Consider the following 17396-nt stretch of genomic DNA (forward strand, 5'->3'; position numbering starts at 1 on the left):
GCATCCCAACCATTCGTGATCCGGTGCCCGCAGGCTAGTCGAGCCCCCCGCCGCCGACGAGCTGCTCGCGGGTGCGGCGTTCCTCCGACACGTGGGCCCCGGGGGTCAGGCCGGTCGCGTGTCGGAAGTCGTTGATGAGGTGCGCCTGGTCCGCGTACCCGAGCTCGGCGGCCGTCGCACCGACGTCGGCGTCGACGACCGAGAGCCGGCGCACCACCTCCTGGAGGCGCACCCGCCGGGCGACGTGACCCGGGCCGATGCCGAGCGTCGCCCGGCAGGCGCGTTGCAGGGTTCTCGCCGAGACCCCGAGCTCGTGCGCGATCGCGTCGATCGGCCGGATCCGCGGGCTCTCGACGAGCGCATCGACCGCGTTGTTCGCGAGGATCCCCGCAGGCGACGGCCGCCGTTCGGCGAGCGCCCTCGCGATCGCCGCGTCGGCTGCGCCCGCCCGGCCGTCGAGATCCGAGGCGGGCACCGCGGCGACCGCGGAGAGGAGCTCGTGCGCGCGCCGATCGAGCGACGGCGTCAGGGGCTGCTCGCGGGCCAGCGCGGCGGCATCCAGGTCGGCGACCACGGCCAGCCCGGCAGGCCGCAGCCGGATCGCGAACACCGAGCCGCGGCCCTCGATCGTGCGCTTCCATGCTCCCGGCCGCACGCAGCTCACGGTGAGCGGCGAGGGGACGGAGCCCTCCTCGACGCTCAAGGTGATCGCCGGATGGTCGATGATCCGCTGCACGACCGCTTCGTCGCGCGGGAACGACCACGAGACCGACCAGTAGGTGTCGACGAGATCTGCGATGGCGGCGGCCGGTCGCAGTCGCTGGGCCGAGTACCGCGCGAGGTTGCCGGGTGCGAGCACGCCCGAGCGCTCGGGCGCCCCGATCGGCTCGCGGCCGGATCCCTCGTCCATGACGCGATTCTGCAATACACGGCGGCGAGGCCGCGAGCACGATGGCGCCATGGACACCTCGATCTCCGACGGGCTCGTCGGCATCCACTGGTGGGCGACGCTGCTGGCGGCCCTGGCGTACTTCGTGCTCGGGGCGATCTGGTTCACGCCGTTGTTCGGGCGGCAGTGGGATCGCTCGATCGGCGTCGACCGGCGCACGACCGGTGGGCGGTACCCGCTCCCGTACTACGTCGTTCCGCTCGTCGGCGCGCTCGTCGGCGCACTGATGGTCGCGGTGCTGATCGGCGCCTGCTCGGCCGAGGGGGCGATCGAGGGGCTGCTGCTCGGACTCGCCGTCGGGGTCGCGGTCGCCGCTGCGACGCTGACGAACGCCCTCACCCCGCATACGCCCAAGCCCTATCTCTTAGCGGCGGTGACGGGCGGGTACCACCTCGTCGGGCTCACGGGCGCCGGTGCGATCATCGGCGCATTCGCGACGGGATGAGCCTGATCACGCCTGCGCTGCGGCCCCGCCGTCGGCGAGCAGGGTGACGGCGTGCGCGGTCGCGGGCCCGGTTCCGAGCGCGATCGCCGCCTCGAGGGCTGCCAGCGTGTCGACGTCGCGCCGGAGGCGAGCGGATGCCTCGAGTCGCGCGAATCCCGCCGCCGCGTGCTCGCGCGCCGAATCCTGCCCGAACCGCGGTGCGAATCCCACGCCCGGTCGCGCGGTCGCGAGCGTCGTGCCACTGCCGTCGGCGTCGGGCACGAACGCGAGCGGATGCCCCTCCGCCGCCGCCAGCGCAGCGTCGAGGTCGGCGGGGCGGAGGCAGGGCAGGTCGCCGAGCAGCACCGCGACGGCGCCGGATTCCGAGGAACGGGCGTGCGCGATGCCGTGCGCGATCGCTGCGGTCAGGCCGGCGGGGCCACCCGTACCGTCCGCGATTCCGGTCGGCTCCTCGAGGAACTCGGCGTCGCGCGCGAGCGACGGATCGTCGCCGACGACGATCACGCGCTCGACGCCGCGCGCGGCCACGGCCGCGGAGATCGTGTCGGTCGCGAAGGCCCGCGCGAGGGCCACGCGCGCCTCGGGCTGCACGTGCGGCGCGAGCCGGGTCTTGCCGCGACTGGGTGCCTTCGCGGGGATCACGACGGTCCAGCGGGTCACGGGCCCGGCGGCGCGGGCCGAGGCATCCGCCGAGGCATCCGCCGGATCCGGCCCAGTGGTCTCCGACGTCATCGACGCAGCCCCGGCAGCACCTCGCGACCGAACGCCTCGACGAACGCGCGCTGGTCGCGGCCGACGTTGTGCAGGTAGATGCGGTCGAAGCCGAGGTCGAGGTAGCGCTGGATGCCGGCCCGGTGCCGGTCGAGGTCGGCGCCGACGATGAGCCGGCCCGCGAAGTCCTCGGGGCGCACCGTACGCGCGAAGTGCTCGAGGTCGTACGGCGAGCGGATGTCGCCGCGCGGCGCGCGCAGGCCCGCGATCGGCCACTCCCGGAGCGCCTCGCGCATCGCCTCCTCGTCGGTCGGCGCCCACGCGAGGTGCAGTTGCAGGACCCGGGGCATCCGCTCGGGGTCGCGTCCCGACTCGCGCGCGCCCTCGGAGAACCGCTGGAGCAGGGCCGCGAGCCGGTCGACGGGGGCGCCCATCGTGATCAGCCCGTCGGCGACGCGACCCGCGCGGCGGGCCGTCACGGGGCCGCCGGCCGCCACCAGGACCTCGGGCGCCGAGTCCGGCATTGTCCACAGACGCGTCGACTCGAGCTTGAAGAACTGCCCGGAGAACCGTACGTCGCGGCCGGCGATCGACGCCGCGAACAGGCGCTTGACCAGGTCGACCGCCTCGAACATGCGCTCGATGCGCTCGGGCGGTTCGGGCCAGTACTGCCCGACCACGTGCTCGTTGATCGCCTCGCCCGACCCGATGCCGAGCCAGTGCCGCCCGGGGTACATCGCCGCGAGCGTCGCGCTCGCCTGGGCGACGACGGCGGGATGCATCCGGAAGCCGGGGGTCGTGACGCCCGGCCCGAGGTCGCCGGTCGTGCTCGCACCGATCGCCGCGAGCACGCTCCACACGAACGAGGACTCGCCCTGGGCCGGCAGCCACGGCTGGAAGTGGTCGCTGGCCATGACGCCGGTGAAGCCGTTCGCCTCGGCGAGCGCGGAGAGCTCGACCGCCTCGGCCGGCGGGAAGCGCTCGAGCATCGCGGCATAGCCGATGTGTGCGGGCATGCCTCAATCCTGCCCTGTGCGGCCCCCGCGCGGGTCAGGCCTCGGCGCTCGACTCCTCGAAGCCGGCGCGGTAGCCCTCGTCGTAGGCCTCGTCGGCGCCGATGCGGAAGAGATCGCGATCGGCGGGCCGCTGGATCGAGCGTGCACCGGGCAGGTCGAGGGCGCCGACGTAGTGGCCGAGCCCGCGCACGATCGCGACCGGGACCCCCGCTGACTTCCCCTTCACCAGCTCGCCGGCGCCGGCGAGCTCGTCGGCCACGCACGGCATGGTGACCATCAGCGGCTTGCCCGCGGCGTCGACCTGCCCACGCAGGTCGTCGAAGACGTGCACGCCGGCGGCTCCGATCGCGATGTCGGTCTGACCGTCGCGCCACGGGCGCCCCAGCGTGTCGGAGAGGATGACGCCGACGTGCTTGCCGGTGAGCGCGCGCAGCCCGGTCGCGAGCGCTCGGGCCGAGGCATCCGGGTCGACGGGGAGCAGCAGCACGGTGCCGTCGGGCGCGTTGGACGCGTCCACCCCGGCGGCCGCGCCGATGATGCCCTGACGGTTCTCGACGATGCGCGTGACCCCGCCCTCGTACTCGCGGGTGGCGACGACGCGCACGGTCTCGTCGGTGATCGCCTGCTCGCGGTCGGCGGCCTCGACGATGCGGCCCTCCGCCTTCGACACGATCTTCGACGTCACGACGAGGATGTCGCCGTCCTCCAGGTCGGCGACCGCGGCGAGGATCGCCGCGAGGTCCGCGCCCGGCTCGATCTCGCCGATGCCCTCGACTCCGTCGACACTGAATCCCATCTGCCCCACCCTCGAACGCTGGATCACCATCATGGCAGGCGGCGTTCCGCGCCGATGCACGCAACCCCCTGCCGTGCGGCGCCGCCCGTCATTACGATGCGTGGATGACCGCGAATCCGGATGCCACGCCGAAGATGCGAACCGCCGGGGAGGACCCCGACGACGCCGTGCCGGGCGACGGGCGGAACGAGACGGACGTCGAGAAGGCCGACCGGAACTGGAGCGACATCCTCCAGGAGCTGCGGGCGGTGCAGACCGGTACGCAGATCATCACGGGATTCCTGCTCGCCGTCGCGTTCCAGCCGGTGTTCCAAGAGCTCGAACCCTACGAGGTCGGCCTCTACCTGGTGCTCGTCGTGCTCGCCGGCACCGCCACCGTGCTCGGGCTCGCGCCGATCATCATGCACCGGCAGGTGTTCGGGCGGCAGCAGAAGCGTCGGCTCGTCCGGCAGGCGAACCGCATGCTCGTCGCCCTGCTCGTGGTGGTGTCGCTGCTGGCGGCGGGAGTGGTGAGCCTCGTGTTCGACGTCGCGGTGAACCGCACCGCAGGCTTCGTCGCGCTCGGGATCTCGCTCGTGATCCTGATCGTGTTCTGGACGATCGTGCCCCGGCTCGGCCGGCGCGACGTCGCCCACGATCGCTGAACGGCGGCGCGGCCCGGCGGGGGCGGCGAGACGGCCCTCGGCGTCGGCATTCGGCGTCGGCGGCGCCGCCTACGCTGGAACCCATGCGCATCGCCACGTGGAACGTCAACTCCATCCGCACCCGCTTCCGTCGCACGGTCGACTGGATGGTGCGCGAGGACGTCGACGTGCTCGCGATGCAGGAGATCAAGTGCAAGCCCGAGCAGTTCCCCTACGCGGCGTTCGAGGAGGCCGGGTACGAGGTCGTCGCGCACGGCCTCAACCAGTGGAACGGGGTAGCGATCGCGTCGCGGCATCCCATCGCCGACGTCGAGACCGAGTTCGGGCAGCCCGGGTTCCTGAAGGGCCACGAGGGCGCAGACCTGCCGATCGAGGCGCGGTCGCTCGGCGCGACCGTCGAGGGCGTGCGGCTGTGGAGCCTGTACGTGCCGAACGGCCGCTCCCTCGGCGACCCGCACTACACCTACAAGCTCGACTGGCTCGCCGCGCTCACCGAGCACACGCGCGCACAGGTGCAGGCGCACCCCGAGGTGCCGTTCGCGCTCATGGGCGACTTCAACATCGCGCCGACCGACGTCGACAACGGCGACCCCGCCGTGGTCGAGGGCGTCTCGACGCACGTCTCACCCGCTGAGCGCGAAGCTTATTTCGCCCTCGAGGCGGCCGGTGTCGCCGATGTCGTGCGCGCCCACGTGCCCGAGGGGCTCTTCACCTACTGGGACTACCAGCAGCTCCGGTTCCCGCGGAACGAGGGCATGCGCATCGACTTCATCCTCGGCTCCGAGGCGTTCGCCGGTGCCGTGACGGATGCCTCGATCCACCGCAACGAGCGCAAGGGCGAGGCACCGAGCGACCATGTGCCGGTGCTCGTCGACCTCGCGTTCGACGAGGGCGACGACGAGGACTTCGATCGCCCGATGTTCCTGTGAGGCCGGTCCGGCGCCGAGCACGGCAGGGCGCTTGGCGGTTGCATCCGCTCAGCGTCGCCCAGTGAACCCCTGCATCGACCGGTAGACGCCCAGCCCCTCGCCGACGACCGCGTCGAACACCCTGGTCGGCAAGAGCGCGCGCAGCGCGCGCGAGAGCCGCACGGTTCCGGGCAGCTCGAGCAGCGGTTCGCCGCGGAGCATCGCGCGCCACACCCGGTCGACGACGTAGTCGGGTTCGAGCACGGGCGCGAGCACCGGGCCGGTGGCGCCGGCGAACATGCCCGTCGAGATGTAGCTCGGCGTGACCGTGGTGACCTTCACGTTCGTGTGGTCGGCCTGCTCGAGCTCGACGCGCAACGAGTCGCTCCAGCCGATCAGCGCAGCCTTCGACGCGGCGTACACGGCCATGCGCGGGTTGCCGAGGGTTCCGGCGGCGCTCGCGATGTTCACGATGCGCTTCTCTCGGTAGGCGTCGGCGATCATGCCGGGCAGGAACTCCCGGGTCACGTACATCGGCGCGAGCGCGTTGACCCGCATCGTCGCCCGGGTGTCGTCGCCGTTGTCGGTCTCCCAGAAGTAGCGGTTGCCGCGCACGATGCCCGCGTTGTTGATGAGCACGTCGGGACCGCCGAGCTGCTTGCGCACCTGCTGGGCGTGCTTGGCGATGGCGCCCATCTCGCCGAGCTCGACGACGTCGGTGCGCAGCTCGGTGCGCCGGCCGGCGACCGGCGCGAGTTCGTCGACGAGGCGCGCCAGTCCGATGCCGTCGCGATCCCACAGCGCGACGGATGCCGCACCCTCGGCGACCGCGCGTTCGGCGTAGGCGCGACCCATGCCGCTCGCCGCACCCGTGATCAGCACCCTCGCGCCGCGTACCGTCCTCGCCATGCGTCCATTCTCCCGCGTGCGGCACGGGCCGCGAACCGTCCGCCGGATGCTGGGGCCGATCCTGCCGGACCCGGCCGAACCCGCCGGAGGGTCCCGGCCCCGGATCGATCGATGGCAGCATGGGCCCATGACCACGGCGACGACCGGACGTGTGGAACCGACCGACATCGAGCTGGTCCCGAAGGGACCGGAGGAGATCGCCGCCTGGCTTCCGGTCGCGATGCGCGAGTACGAGGAGGCTCGGCTGGAGTCGGGTGACAGTCCGGAGAACGCGGATGCCGCGCGCGAGCAGTCGGAGCAGCAGTTCTTCCCCGACGGCCGTCTGGTCGACGGGCACCTCCTGTTCACCATCGAGCTCGGGGGCGAGGACGCCGGATGGCTCTGGCTCGGGCCATGGGCGGCATCCCAGGCGACCGAGGACTGGTGGGTGTACGACCTGCGGGTGCGCGACGAGTTCCAGCGCCGTGGCATCGCCCGCGTGGTGATGGAGCGGGCCGACGCGATCGCCCGCGACCGGGGGGCGAGGAGCCTGGGGCTCAACGCGTTCGCGACGAACATCCCGGCGATCACGCTGTACGAGAGCCTCGGCTACCTCACCATGGCCCTGCACATGCGCAAGGAACTCTGAGCCGGCCCGCCTCCCGCACCCGCGCCGTGTTACGTCGCGGGTCGGCAGGTGCTGACGTATGGACGAGTGCTGACTACCGTCGAAGCATTCCTCCGTATCGAATCACCGGGAGCCCCGATGGCGGCGAAACCAGAGCCGAAGTCCGCGAGTGTCGCAGATCCTGCGACCAACGCGGGCGCGGCTGCGCTGCCCGTCGAATTCCACGGGCTCGGGCGAGCCTTTCCGTCGTCGACCGGGGAGCGCCCGGTGCTCCGCGACGTCGACCTCGTCGTCGAACCGGGTGAGATCCTCGCGATCCTCGGGCCGAGCGGATGCGGCAAGTCGACCCTCCTGCGCATCGCCGGCGGGCTCGACCGCCCGACCTCCGGCGACGTGACGATCGACGGCGTCGCCGTCGACCCGTTCGACACGCGCTGCGCCGTCGGATTCCAGGAGCCGCGACTGCTGCCCTGGCGCTCCGTCGCCCAGAACGTCGCGCTCGGTCTGCCCCGCGGCACCCCGCGCGCGGCCTCGCGCGAGCAGGTCGACCGGCTGCTCGATCTCGTCGGGCTCGCCGACTTCGCCGGCCACCGTCCGCGCGAGATCTCCGGCGGCATGGCCCAGCGCACCTCGCTCGCGCGTGCGCTCGCCCGCAACCCCTCGGTGCTGCTGCTCGACGAGCCGTTCGGCGCGCTCGACGCCCTCACCCGGCTCAAGATGCAGGACCTCCTGCTCGACGTGCACGCGGCCGAGCCGACCACGGTGCTGCTCGTGACCCACGACGTCGACGAGGCGCTGCAACTGGCCGACCGCATCATCCTGCTCGGCGCGGAACCCGACGGCGACGAACTCGGCCCTGCCCGGCCCGGCGCTGTCATCCGCCAGACCGTCGTCGTGCCCGGTTCCCGGCCGCGCGACCGCGGATCCGCCGAACTCGCCGAACTCCGCGGGCGCCTGCTCGACGGCCTCGGCATCGACCGCCACGGTGCCGCCCGCGGCATCCCGTCGACCACCACCATCCCCGCCTTCCCCTACTAGGCGCCGCCCGACCAGAGCCCGCCGGCACCGATCCGGCACCACCCACCCGCAGCAACCACAGCACCCCCACAGCACGAGGAGTCCCCATGCCCCGCATCCGCACCATCCGCGCCGCGCTCGTCGCGGGCGCCGCCGCGAGCGCCCTGCTGCTCACCGGTTGCGTCGCCGGCGAGGGCCAGGCCGCACAGCCCGAGCCCGCGGCATCCGAGGGGGAGGCCGTCTCGCTGGAGGGCCAGACCCTCGCGATCGACTTCGCCACGTACAACCCGCTGAGCCTCATCATCAAGGACCAGGGCTGGCTCGAGGACGCCGGCCTCGAGGTCACCTGGGTGCAGTCGGCCGGGTCGAACAAGGCCAACGAGGCGCTGCGCGCCGGCGCGATCGAGGTCGGTTCGACCGCCGGCTCGGCAGCCCTCCTGGCCCGCTCGAACGGCTCGCCGATCCAGGTCATCGACATCTACTCGCAGCCCGAGTGGGCGGCGCTCGTGACGGTCGACGGCAAGGGCGTCGAGTCGGTCGAAGACCTCAAGGGCAAGCAGGTCGCCGCCACCAAGGGCACCGACCCCTACTTCTTCCTCCTCCAGTCGCTCGAGGCCGAGGGCGTCGAGCCCGACGAGATCACGGTGCAGAACCTGCAGCACGCCGACGGCTGGGCCGCCCTGCAGAACGGCTCGGTCGACGCGTGGGCGGGCCTCGACCCGATCATGGCCGGCGCCGAGGAAGCCGGCGCGAGCCTGTTCTACCGCAACGTCGACTTCAACTCGTACGGGTTCCTGAACGCGACCGAGGACTTCATCGCGAACAAGCCCGAGGTCGCGCAGGCCGTCGTCGACGCGTACGAGCAGGCGCGCGCCTGGGCCGAGGAGAACCCCGAGGAGACCGCCGCGATCCTCGCCGAGGTCGCCGGCCTCGACGAGGCCGTCGCCACCAAGGTGATCACCGAGCGCTCGAACCTCGACGTCGACAACGTCCCCGGCGACGCGCAGGTCGCGGTGCTCGAGAAGATCGGCCCGATCTTCGTGGAGCTCGGCGACGTCGCCACCCAGCAGCAGGTGGACGACGCGCTCGACACGCTCATCAACGACGAGTTCGCCACGCAGGCCGACCCGGCCCGCTTCGAGTAAGGCCTCACCATGACGGATGCCTCGCGCACGACGCGCACGGACGAACGGGCGGATGCCCCGGTGACCTCGGTCGACCGCGCGTTCGCCGCGCCCGTGGCCGAGCGCGGCCTCGGCGTCGCGACCGCGGGCCCGCTCGGCCCGTCGGGTGTCGACCGCGTCGGCGCCGAGGCATCCGTCACGTCCGTCGCCGGAACAGGCTCCGGCACGGCCCCCACGACCGGCCGTCGGCGCCTCGTCGACCGCCGCTGGTTCCGCATCGTCGGCGGCGCGCTCATCCCGGTCGTGCTGCTCGCGACCTGGCAGATCGTCTCGACGTCGGGCGCCGTGCCCGTGTCGATGCTGCCGAGCCCCGAGATGGTGTGGCTCGCCGCGGTGGACCTCGCGCAGCGCGGCCTGCTCGGCCTGTACGTCGCGATCTCGACGCAGCGGGTGTTCATCGGCTTCGCGTTCGGTGCGGCGTTCGGCCTGCTGTTCGGCGCGATCGTCGGACTCTCGAGGCTCGGCGACATCCTGCTCTCCCCGACGCTCGGCGCGATCCGCGCGGTGCCGTCGCTCGCCTGGGTGCCGCTGCTGATCCTCTGGTTCAAGATCGGCGAGGAGTCGAAGATCATCCTGATCGCGATCGGCGCCTTCTTCCCGGTCTACACGATCGTCGCCGCGGCCCTCCGGCACGTCGACCGGCAGCTGCTCGAGGCCGGCCGCACGTTCGGGCTCCGAGGTGTCCGCCTGTTCACGACCGTGCAGCTGCCCGCCGTCGTGCCGTCGGTCATCTCGGCGCTGCGGCTCGCGCTCGCGCAGGCGTGGTTGTTCCTCGTCGCCGCGGAACTCATCGCGAGTTCGATGGGCCTGGGCTTCCTGTTGGTCGACTCCGGCAACAACGGGCGCATCGACCGCATCTTCCTCGCGATCATCCTGCTCGCCGTGCTCGGAAAGCTCACCGACGCGCTCATCGGCCTGTTCGAGCGCTGGGCCGTGCGCCGCTGGGCGTGACCCGCTGGGCGTGAGCCGCTGGCTCCGCCCAGAAACTCAGGAGATCCTCACCGAAGGGCCGCGTGAGCACGCCAGGATCGCGCTGATCCTGAATTTCTGCGATCGACGACGGGATGCTCGATCACGCCGAGGCGCGTTCGCCGACGCCGACGCCGACGCCCCAGCGTTCGTCGAGCTCCGTCGCTCCGGCCTCCGTGACGCGCAACCCCCGACTCGACGGCCTGCGCTGCACCCAGCCGCGCTCGAGGAACGTCTCGGCGAGCGCACGCCCCGCGATCCCGGCGAGGTGCGACCGGCGTTCGGTCCAGTCGGCGCACGGGCGGGCGACGGGCCGCCTGCTCCCGCGTGCCTCGAGCGGGATGCCGAGATCCGCGAAGCCTGCACGGCCCTCCTCGGTCACGACGGCGCCGCCCTCGCCGAGCCATCCGCGTTCGGTCATCGCATCGAAGAGGCCGACGCCGAGCCGCCCGGCGAGGTGGTCGTAGCAGAGGCGGGCTTCGGCGAGCGCGGATGCCTCGCGGCTTCGCGTGTACCCCGTGCTGGGAAGCTCGCCGGTCACGCGCCCGAGCGCTTCGAGGGCGTTCGCGATCGCGGGATCGGCGATCCGGTAGAACCGGCGCCGACCGGATGCCTCCGCCGCGACGATGCCGGTTCCGACGAGCACGGCGAGGTGTTCGCTGGCGGCAGGTGGGCGGACACCGGCGATCGCGGCGAGTTCGCTCGCCGGGCGGCGAGAACCGTCCATGAGCGCGTCGACGATGGCGGAGCGCGCCGGTGCGGCGAGCGCCCTGCCGACGGCTGAGAAGTCACGGGCCATACCGCGACGCTACGCCGTCGACGCTTCGGCGACCACCGAAACGATGCCGTCCTACGCTGAGCGCATGACTCACGCCCACGCATACCGAACCCGCCTCGACTGGACCGGAACGACCGGCGCCGGGTACCGCGGCTACAGCCGTGCCCACCGCGTGGAGGCGCTCGTCGCCGACGACGGCCCGCGCACAGGTCCGCAGCCGCTGGACCTGAGCGCCGATCCCGCGTTCCGCGGGGACCCCGAACGGCTGAACCCCGAGCAACTGCTGCTGGCGGCCGCGAGCAGCTGCCAGCTGCTCTCGTTCCTCGCGCTCGCCGCCCGCCGGCACGTCGACGTGGTCGGGTACCGCGACGACGCGTCGGGCGAACTCGACGTCTCGGCGCAGCCCCCCGCATTCACCGGCATCCGCCTGGCGCCGCGCATCGAGGTCGCGCCGGGCACCTCGCGCGAGGAGGTGCTCGCGCTCGTCGCCGAGGCCCATCACGGGTGCTACATCGCGAACTCGCTCGCCGTGCCGGTGCAGGTCGAGGCGGACGTGGTCGAGGTCGACCGTGCGGCGGCCTCCGGGCCGGCCGATGTGCTCCGACCCGATCCGGCGTGGAGCGACGTCTCCGTCGAGCTCGACGACCGGCCCGGCGAGCTCGGCCGGTTCGCCGCCGTGCTCGGCGCGGCCGGGATCAGCCTCGAGGGGGGCGGCGTGTTCGGCGGGGCAGCCGGACGCTCCGTCGCGCATTTCCTCGTCGCCGACGGACCAGCCGCCCGCGAGGCGCTCGAGCGCGCCGGATTCGGACCCGTCTCCGTGGAGCATCCGGTGCTCACCAGACTCGACCAGTCCAGGCCCGGCACACTCGCGGAACTGACCGCCCGACTCGGCACCGAGGGGGCGAACATCCGCACGCAGTACAGCGACCACGACGGCCGTCTCGTGCTGCTCGTCGACCGGCCCGATTCCGCCCGGTGAGGTGACGGGAGAATCCGGGTCACGCCCTCCCGAACCGGGAGTTTCCCGTCACCTCACCGAGAGTGAGAGTGAGAGTGAGGGTGAGGGCGAGGGCGAGGGTTACGGGGAGTGACGGCTCCGGTCGGCCGGCGGCACGGCGTCGCATAGCCTCGGAAGATCGGATGCCCCCGCGCCACCGTCGCCGTGATCCGCCGCCCTGCCCCCCCGCACCGGCGCGGCCCCAGCGACCAGGAGCAGCAGCATGACCTTCGACACCCTCCTCGACGAACAGCGTCGCTACCCGGCACCGCCCGCGTTCGCCGCGCAGGCCAACGCGACGCCCGAATGGGCGGATGCCGCCCGCACCGCCGCCGAGGCCGACCACGTGGCGTGGTGGGCCGAGCAGGCCGAACGCCTCGACTGGGCTGAACGCTGGCGCAGCGTGCACACGTGGCGGCATCCGGTGACGGATCTCGATACGGTCGCTGCGCTCCCTACTCGACCAGCGGGCGACACCCCGGTCGGCGCGACCTGGTTCGCCGGCGGGCGGCTCAATGCCGCGGTGAACTGCGTCGACCGGCACGTGGCATCCGGGCTCGGCGACAAGGTCGCGTACTTCTGGGAGGGCGAACCGGGCGACCGGCGGTCGCTCACGTTCGCCGAGCTCCAGCGCGAAGTCGCGAAGGCGGCGAACGCGCTGACCGCGCTCGGCGTCGAGGCGGGCGACCGGGTCGTGGTCTACCTCCCCGTGCTGCTCGAGACCGTGATCGTCACGCTCGCGATCGCGCGCATCGGCGCGGTGCACTCCCTGGTGTTCGGCGGGTTCTCGGCGGAGGCGCTGCGGTTCCGCGTGGAGGACACCGGCGCGAAGCTCCTCGTCACGAGCGACGGGCAGTTCCGGCGCGGCAACCCGGTCGCCGTCAAGGCGCAGGCGGATGCCGCGGTCGACGGCGTCGCGTCGATCGAGCACGTGCTCGTCGTCCGCCGCACGGGCGAGCAGACCCCGGAGATCCCGTGGACGGCCGACCGCGACGTCTGGTGGCACGACGTCGTCGACGCGCAGCCCGACACGCACGTCGCGCAGGCGTTCGACGCGGAGCATCCGCTCTTCGTCATCTACACCTCGGGCACGACCGGGCGGCCGAAGGGCCTGGTGCACACGACCGGCGGGTACCTGACCCACGCGGCGACGACGCACTGGGCGCTGTTCGACCCGAAGCCGGACGACGTGTACTGGTGCACGGCCGACCTCGCGTGGGTGACCGCGCACACCTACGAGCTGTACGGGCCGTTGCTCAACGGCGTCACGAGCCTGATCTACGAGGGCACGCCGAACACGCCGCATCCCGGCCGCCACTTCGAACTCATCGAGCGGTACAGCGTCACGACGTACTACACGGCGCCGACGCTGATCCGCTCGCTCATGTCGTGGTTCCCGGGCGGCCTGCCTGCCGGGTTCGACCGGTCGAGCATCCGCCTGCTCGGCACGGTCGGCGAGGCGATCAACCCCGAGGCGTGGGTGTGGTTCCACGAGCAGGTCGGGCGGGGCCGCGCGCCGATCGTCGACACGTGGTGGCAGTCGGAGACGGGCGCCGCGGTGATGGCGCCGCTGCCGGGCGTCTCGACGCTGAAGCCCGGGTCGGCGCTGCGCGCGCTGCCCGGGCTGCGCACGCTGGTCGTCGACGAGCAGGGAGTCGAAGTGCCGCGCGGTTCGGGCGGGTACCTCGTGATCGACGGCACGTGGCCGGGCATGGCGCGCACGGTCTGGGGCGACCCCGACCGGTACCGCGACTCGTACTGGGCCAGGTTCGCCGAGCAGGGCTACTTCTTCTCGGGTGACGGCGCGAGGTACGACGCCGACGGCGACATCTGGCTGCTCGGCCGCGTCGACGACGTCATCAACGTGTCGGGGCACCGGCTGTCGACCATCGAGGTCGAGTCGGCGCTGGTCGCCCACCCCGACGTCGCCGAGGCGGGGGTCGTCGGTGTGTCGGATGCCACGACCGGTGAGGCGATCGCCGCGTTCGTCGTCGCCGGTGCGGAGTTCGAGGGACGGTCGGATGCCTCGCCCGAGGCATCCGACCGCGCCGCCGCGCTGCGCGCGCACGTGGCCTCCGCCATCGGCCCGATCGCGAAGCCGCGCGACGTCGTGTTCGTCGCCGAGCTGCCGAAGACGAGGTCAGGCAAGATCATGCGACGCCTGCTGGTCGACCTCGCCGAGGGGCGAACGCTCGGCGACACGACGTCGCTGCAGGACGAGCGGGTGCCGCTGCGCATCGCGGAGGTGCTGCGCGGGCACTGAGCCGCTGCATGGTGTGCCCCGCCGGCGGTCGCACCGGCCGTAGGCAGGAGAATCCGGGTCATGGATGCCCCGCGGCATCCGTGACCCGGATGCTCATGCACGAAGGCGTCAGGCGCGCGAGGCGTCACCCTTCGGTGCGTCACCGGAGGCGTCGGATGCCTCGGGCGCGGCGCCTGCCTCCGCCTCGGTTGCCGGAGCATCGACCGGCTCGGCCAGCGCCTCGGTGGGAGTCACGTCGTCGGCAGCGGCAGGCGCGGTGGCAGCGACAGGAGCGGCAGGAGCGGCGGCGGCAGTGGCCGCGGCAGCTGCGGCCGGCGCGTCCGGCACGAGTCGCGCCTCGGGCTCGTCGACGAGGTCGAGGTCGTCGTCGTAGTCGGCGTCGAGCGGGTCGGCGGCAGCCTCCGCGTCGGTGCGCGAGAGCGCGCCGAAGCCGACGAGCGCGCCGAACAGCACGAGCGACAGCACGATGCCGACGATGCCCGCGGTGAGCAGTCCGCTGCCGATGACGATGTTCGACTGGCTGCCGTAGACCTCGGCGGCCGTGCCCGTCTGGCTCGCGAGCGCGGTCGTGAGGAGCGTGTTCGCCGAGACGGTCATCAGCGCCCCGAAGGTCGTGACGACGACCGAGACGACCAGCGCCAGGGACGGCAGGAGCAGGGACACGGCGGGCGAGGGACGGTTCGCGGACATGGCGGAGCCTTTCGAAGTTCCGGGCGTTTCGGGCAACGCTATGCCCTCGGCCTATGCATTGGCTATGGGCATCGGTACCGGACGTACGCAGCCGGCGGCGGATGCGTGCGCGGTACGGGCGCAGCTCGGCGTCGAATCGGCCGGATGCGCAAGATTCCCGCGCCGGATCTCAACCAATCGCAGTCGATCGGCTCCTAGCCTTGAGATGTGCGGCGATTCCCGCACATCCAACCCAACGCGTCGAGCGGCGCGATCCACCCGTCAGAGGGAACGGAGGTTCCGCATGTCACAGTCCGCGACGGTCTCCCAGACCACCACGGCCACCATCGTCGGCGAACCCGAGGTCCTCGAGGACGGCACCGTCACCACCGGCACCGTCACCACCGAAACCGTCACGGCCGCCGATGTCGCCCTCGCGGCGGGCGTCGAGCACGACCCGGCCTGGCTCGCGCTCAAGCACGCGGTCGTCCGCCTGCAGCAGCTCCAGGTGAAGGACGGCTCGGTCGCCGACGCCGACGCGCACGCCGAGGCATCCGACCTCGTCGAGGCGATCACGGCGTCGATCGACGCACTCGCGCCGCGATTCCCGCACGAGCGCGCCTACCTCGCCGCATCCGTCGCGGACTTCCGCCGTTGGCGCGACGAGGGCTTCGGGGTTCCCGACTTCCTCGACTCGCTCGTCGAGTTCCAGCCGCAGCAGCACCGGCTCGACGGCATCCGGCACCTGGTCGTGTTCCCGATGGTGACGCAGAACGGCTCGCCCGACCGGCACGTCGAGGCACTCGTGGTCGAGACGATCTGGCCCGAGTTCATCGCCGCGCTCGAGGCCGGCGACTACTCGAACCGGCTCTTCGTGAGCCTGCGGCTCGTCGACTTCACGCCCGGGTACGACACGAACTCGGCGGTGCTGTTCCCCGAGACGGTCGCGATGCGCGAGATCCCGGCGTTCACCTGGGGAGCGATCTTCCAGGACCGCGAGGCGGCGCGCTACCGTCGGGTCGTGCGCGCGGCATCCGACATCACGAAGCTCGACCTGCCCGACGACGCGGCGCGCCTGCTCGACGACCAGCAGCTCGCCGAGCGCACGTTCGTCATGTGGGACCTGATCCACGACCGCACGCACATGCGCGGCGACCTGCCGTTCGACCCGTTCATGATCAAGCAGCGCATGCCGTTCTTCCTCTACTCGTTGGAGGAGCTGCGCTGCGACCTCACCGCGTTCCGCGAGTCGGTCAAGATCCAGCGGGCGCTCGAACAGCGCGACGCGGATGCCTCCGGCCCGGACGCCACGGCCGAGCCGTTGTCAGCGGCCGAGCGGCAGACGCTCGACCACGCGAAGCTCGTGCAGTACGCCGTGATCTTCGACCGCATCTTCCGGTTCGCGATCACCGGTTCGCGCGTGCGCAACTACGACGGGCTCGGCGGCCAGTTGCTGTTCGCCTGGCTGCACCGGAAGCACGTCCTCGAGTGGACCGACGTGAAGCTCACGTTCGACTGGGCGGCCGTGCCCGACGCGGTCGTCGAGCTCGGAGACGCGATCGACGAGCTGTACTGGAAGTCGATCGACCGGCCGAAGACCGCGCACTGGCTCGCCGCCTACGAGCTCGTGTCCGACGTCGTCACCCCGAACCCCGCGTCGGTGTGGGCCGAGGGCCTGCCGCGCGACGTGCTCGCCGGGCCGCCGAAGGGCTACACCGACCTGGTGATGGACGACGAGTTCCCGCTCTCGATGTTCTACGAGGCGCTCGACAAGAAGATGAGGCCGGTCATCGAGTCGACGGTCGGCATCACGGGTTCGACGGACGCGGCGACGGATGCCTGACGCTCCGCGCCCGGCGGCGGAGGCGACTGCGCACGCCGTCGCCGGGCGCACCGTGCTCGTGGCGGGTGCGACCAGCGCCGCCGGGTACGCCGTCGCCGAGGCGCTCGTCGCAGCGGGCGCACGCGTGATCGTGGTCGGCAGCGATCCCGGCCGCATAGAGGCGCTCGAGCGGGAGGTGCCGGGCGTGATCGGCGAGGTCGCCGATCTGTCCGACGGTGACGAGGTGCTCGAGCTCGCGATGCGCGTGCACGCTGGAGTCGGCGACGTCGACGGGGTCGTGCATCTCGTCGGCGGGTGGCGCGGGGGCGGCGGCATCCTCGGCCAGTCCGACGAGGACTACCGGTTCCTCGAACGCTCGTTCGCGTCCCTGCGGCACCTGAGCCGCACCTTCGTCGAGGACCTGCTGGCGTCGCCCGCGGGCAGGATCTCGATCGTGTCGTCGACGAGCGTCGACCGACCGACCGCCGGCGGCGCCAACTACACGGCCGTGAAGTCCGCGAGCGAGTCGTGGATGCGGTCGGTGGCCGACGAGTTCGGACGAGCGGATACCCCATCCGCCGCGGCGGTCACGTTCCGCGTGCGCTCGCTCGACGGGCTGGAGGAGTCGCTGGCCGACGAGGTGGTCGCGATGTGGGATGCCCCTGCGGCCGAGCTGAACGGCTCGGTGAGCACCCTGCAGCCGCGGGTGTGA

18 protein-coding genes are annotated in these 17396 nt (G+C 72.3%); 11 read left to right on the top strand and 7 right to left on the bottom strand.

The features are described from left to right. Positions 1-34: 34 nt before the first annotated feature. Positions 35-910 carry a helix-turn-helix transcriptional regulator gene (locus tag ELQ40_RS17420; protein ID WP_127794830.1) on the bottom strand — a complete coding sequence of 292 codons (876 nt, stop codon included), beginning with the start codon at positions 908-910 and terminating at the stop codon, positions 35-37. A gap of 49 nt (positions 911-959) precedes the next feature. Between ELQ40_RS17420 and ELQ40_RS17425 the strand changes: the two genes are divergently transcribed. Further along, positions 960-1394, top strand: coding sequence for a DUF1761 domain-containing protein (locus tag ELQ40_RS17425; protein ID WP_164863689.1), 435 nt, complete (start codon positions 960-962; stop codon positions 1392-1394). Between the two features lie 6 nt (positions 1395-1400). Here ELQ40_RS17425 and cofC read toward each other — a convergent pair whose 3' ends face one another. From cofC to cofE, 3 genes are read right to left on the bottom strand one after another with little or no spacing between them, the layout of a single operon-like run. Further along, the gene (gene cofC / locus ELQ40_RS17430) at positions 1401-2126 is read right to left on the bottom strand and encodes a 2-phospho-L-lactate guanylyltransferase (protein ID WP_127794832.1); all 726 of its coding nucleotides are present in this window, start codon (positions 2124-2126) and stop codon (positions 1401-1403) included. After that, positions 2123-3121, bottom strand: a complete 999-nt coding sequence (locus ELQ40_RS17435) for a TIGR03557 family F420-dependent LLM class oxidoreductase (RefSeq protein ID WP_127794833.1) — start codon at positions 3119-3121, stop codon at positions 2123-2125. Before ELQ40_RS17435 ends, cofC begins: the two co-directional genes overlap by 4 nt. 34 nt (positions 3122-3155) lie before the next feature. Then, positions 3156-3917 (bottom strand): coenzyme F420-0:L-glutamate ligase, encoded by a 762-nt coding sequence (gene cofE, locus ELQ40_RS17440; protein ID WP_205649376.1) that lies wholly within the window; start codon positions 3915-3917, stop codon positions 3156-3158. Between the two features lie 104 nt (positions 3918-4021). On the opposite strand from cofE, the gene ELQ40_RS17445 reads away from it, so the two are divergent. After that, complete coding sequence (locus ELQ40_RS17445; RefSeq protein WP_240665847.1) at positions 4022-4561, top strand: DUF6328 family protein; 540 nt, start codon at positions 4022-4024, stop codon at positions 4559-4561. Positions 4562-4644: 83 nt separating this feature from the next. Beyond that, on the top strand, positions 4645-5490 hold the full coding sequence (locus ELQ40_RS17450) for an exodeoxyribonuclease III (protein ID WP_127794835.1): 846 nt from the start codon (positions 4645-4647) through the stop codon (positions 5488-5490). A 48-nt stretch (positions 5491-5538) separates the two neighbouring features. Here the strand turns inward: ELQ40_RS17450 and ELQ40_RS17455 are convergent, their stop codons facing one another. Continuing rightward, a complete protein-coding gene (locus tag ELQ40_RS17455; protein WP_127794836.1) occupies positions 5539-6378 on the bottom strand; it encodes an SDR family NAD(P)-dependent oxidoreductase in 840 nt (279 codons plus the stop codon). A gap of 127 nt (positions 6379-6505) precedes the next feature. Between ELQ40_RS17455 and ELQ40_RS17460 the strand changes: the two genes are divergently transcribed. From ELQ40_RS17460 to ELQ40_RS17475, 4 genes are all read left to right on the top strand, one after another. Continuing rightward, the gene (locus ELQ40_RS17460) at positions 6506-7006 is read left to right on the top strand and encodes a GNAT family N-acetyltransferase (protein WP_164863691.1); all 501 of its coding nucleotides are present in this window, start codon (positions 6506-6508) and stop codon (positions 7004-7006) included. Positions 7007-7123: 117 nt separating this feature from the next. Then, positions 7124-8023 (top strand): ABC transporter ATP-binding protein, encoded by a 900-nt coding sequence (locus tag ELQ40_RS17465; protein WP_127794838.1) that lies wholly within the window; start codon positions 7124-7126, stop codon positions 8021-8023. 86 nt (positions 8024-8109) lie between these two features. Beyond that, entirely contained in the window at positions 8110-9147 is a 1038-nt protein-coding gene (locus ELQ40_RS17470) for an aliphatic sulfonate ABC transporter substrate-binding protein (protein WP_127794839.1), read from the top strand. A gap of 9 nt (positions 9148-9156) precedes the next feature. Beyond that, positions 9157-10137 (top strand): ABC transporter permease, encoded by a 981-nt coding sequence (locus ELQ40_RS17475; protein WP_127794840.1) that lies wholly within the window; start codon positions 9157-9159, stop codon positions 10135-10137. Positions 10138-10258: 121 nt separating this feature from the next. On the opposite strand, the gene ELQ40_RS17480 is transcribed toward ELQ40_RS17475, so the two are convergent. Next, positions 10259-10954, bottom strand: coding sequence for a helix-turn-helix transcriptional regulator (locus ELQ40_RS17480; RefSeq protein WP_127794841.1), 696 nt, complete (start codon positions 10952-10954; stop codon positions 10259-10261). Between the two features lie 64 nt (positions 10955-11018). On the opposite strand from ELQ40_RS17480, the gene ELQ40_RS19265 reads away from it, so the two are divergent. Both ELQ40_RS19265 and acs read left to right on the top strand, forming a co-directional pair. Next, positions 11019-11912, top strand: coding sequence for an OsmC family protein (locus ELQ40_RS19265; protein WP_127794842.1), 894 nt, complete (start codon positions 11019-11021; stop codon positions 11910-11912). 241 nt (positions 11913-12153) lie between these two features. Next, the gene (acs, locus tag ELQ40_RS17490; RefSeq protein ID WP_127794843.1) at positions 12154-14193 is read left to right on the top strand and encodes an acetate--CoA ligase; all 2040 of its coding nucleotides are present in this window, start codon (positions 12154-12156) and stop codon (positions 14191-14193) included. Positions 14194-14301: 108 nt separating this feature from the next. Here the strand turns inward: acs and ELQ40_RS18990 are convergent, their stop codons facing one another. After that, on the bottom strand, positions 14302-14883 hold the full coding sequence (locus ELQ40_RS18990; protein ID WP_205649377.1) for a hypothetical protein: 582 nt from the start codon (positions 14881-14883) through the stop codon (positions 14302-14304). Between the two features lie 283 nt (positions 14884-15166). Between ELQ40_RS18990 and ELQ40_RS17500 the strand changes: the two genes are divergently transcribed. Both ELQ40_RS17500 and ELQ40_RS17505 read left to right on the top strand, forming a co-directional pair. Further along, on the top strand, positions 15167-16705 hold the full coding sequence (locus ELQ40_RS17500; RefSeq protein ID WP_127794844.1) for a DUF6421 family protein: 1539 nt from the start codon (positions 15167-15169) through the stop codon (positions 16703-16705). Further along, positions 16698-17396 (top strand): SDR family NAD(P)-dependent oxidoreductase, encoded by a 699-nt coding sequence (locus ELQ40_RS17505; RefSeq protein WP_127794845.1) that lies wholly within the window; start codon positions 16698-16700, stop codon positions 17394-17396. Before ELQ40_RS17500 ends, ELQ40_RS17505 begins: the two co-directional genes overlap by 8 nt.

The organism is Agromyces sp. LHK192 (assembly GCF_004006235.1).
In the GTDB taxonomy this organism is placed as follows: domain Bacteria; phylum Actinomycetota; class Actinomycetes; order Actinomycetales; family Microbacteriaceae; genus Agromyces.

What these genes read in the sequence shown, in the direction of transcription:
- ELQ40_RS17465 (WP_127794838.1), top strand. Translation starts at nt 7,124, where the DNA reads ATGGCGGCGAAACCAGAGCCGAAGTCCGCGAGTGTCGCAGATCCTGCG.
- ELQ40_RS17435 (WP_127794833.1), bottom strand. Translation starts at nt 3,121, where the DNA reads ATGCCCGCACACATCGGCTATGCCGCGATGCTCGAGCGCTTCCCGCCG.
- cofE (WP_205649376.1), bottom strand. Translation starts at nt 3,917, where the DNA reads ATGGGATTCAGTGTCGACGGAGTCGAGGGCATCGGCGAGATCGAGCCG.
- ELQ40_RS17505 (WP_127794845.1), top strand. Translation starts at nt 16,698, where the DNA reads ATGCCTGACGCTCCGCGCCCGGCGGCGGAGGCGACTGCGCACGCCGTC.
- ELQ40_RS17425 (WP_164863689.1), top strand. Translation starts at nt 960, where the DNA reads ATGGACACCTCGATCTCCGACGGGCTCGTCGGCATCCACTGGTGGGCG.
- ELQ40_RS17500 (WP_127794844.1), top strand. Translation starts at nt 15,167, where the DNA reads ATGTCACAGTCCGCGACGGTCTCCCAGACCACCACGGCCACCATCGTC.
- ELQ40_RS17460 (WP_164863691.1), top strand. Translation starts at nt 6,506, where the DNA reads ATGACCACGGCGACGACCGGACGTGTGGAACCGACCGACATCGAGCTG.
- ELQ40_RS19265 (WP_127794842.1), top strand. Translation starts at nt 11,019, where the DNA reads ATGACTCACGCCCACGCATACCGAACCCGCCTCGACTGGACCGGAACG.
- ELQ40_RS17470 (WP_127794839.1), top strand. Translation starts at nt 8,110, where the DNA reads ATGCCCCGCATCCGCACCATCCGCGCCGCGCTCGTCGCGGGCGCCGCC.
- ELQ40_RS17420 (WP_127794830.1), bottom strand. Translation starts at nt 910, where the DNA reads ATGGACGAGGGATCCGGCCGCGAGCCGATCGGGGCGCCCGAGCGCTCG.
- ELQ40_RS18990 (WP_205649377.1), bottom strand. Translation starts at nt 14,883, where the DNA reads ATGTCCGCGAACCGTCCCTCGCCCGCCGTGTCCCTGCTCCTGCCGTCC.
- ELQ40_RS17480 (WP_127794841.1), bottom strand. Translation starts at nt 10,954, where the DNA reads ATGGCCCGTGACTTCTCAGCCGTCGGCAGGGCGCTCGCCGCACCGGCG.
- ELQ40_RS17475 (WP_127794840.1), top strand. Translation starts at nt 9,157, where the DNA reads ATGACGGATGCCTCGCGCACGACGCGCACGGACGAACGGGCGGATGCC.
- ELQ40_RS17455 (WP_127794836.1), bottom strand. Translation starts at nt 6,378, where the DNA reads ATGGCGAGGACGGTACGCGGCGCGAGGGTGCTGATCACGGGTGCGGCG.
- ELQ40_RS17445 (WP_240665847.1), top strand. Translation starts at nt 4,022, where the DNA reads ATGACCGCGAATCCGGATGCCACGCCGAAGATGCGAACCGCCGGGGAG.
- cofC (WP_127794832.1), bottom strand. Translation starts at nt 2,126, where the DNA reads ATGACGTCGGAGACCACTGGGCCGGATCCGGCGGATGCCTCGGCGGAT.
- acs (WP_127794843.1), top strand. Translation starts at nt 12,154, where the DNA reads ATGACCTTCGACACCCTCCTCGACGAACAGCGTCGCTACCCGGCACCG.
- ELQ40_RS17450 (WP_127794835.1), top strand. Translation starts at nt 4,645, where the DNA reads ATGCGCATCGCCACGTGGAACGTCAACTCCATCCGCACCCGCTTCCGT.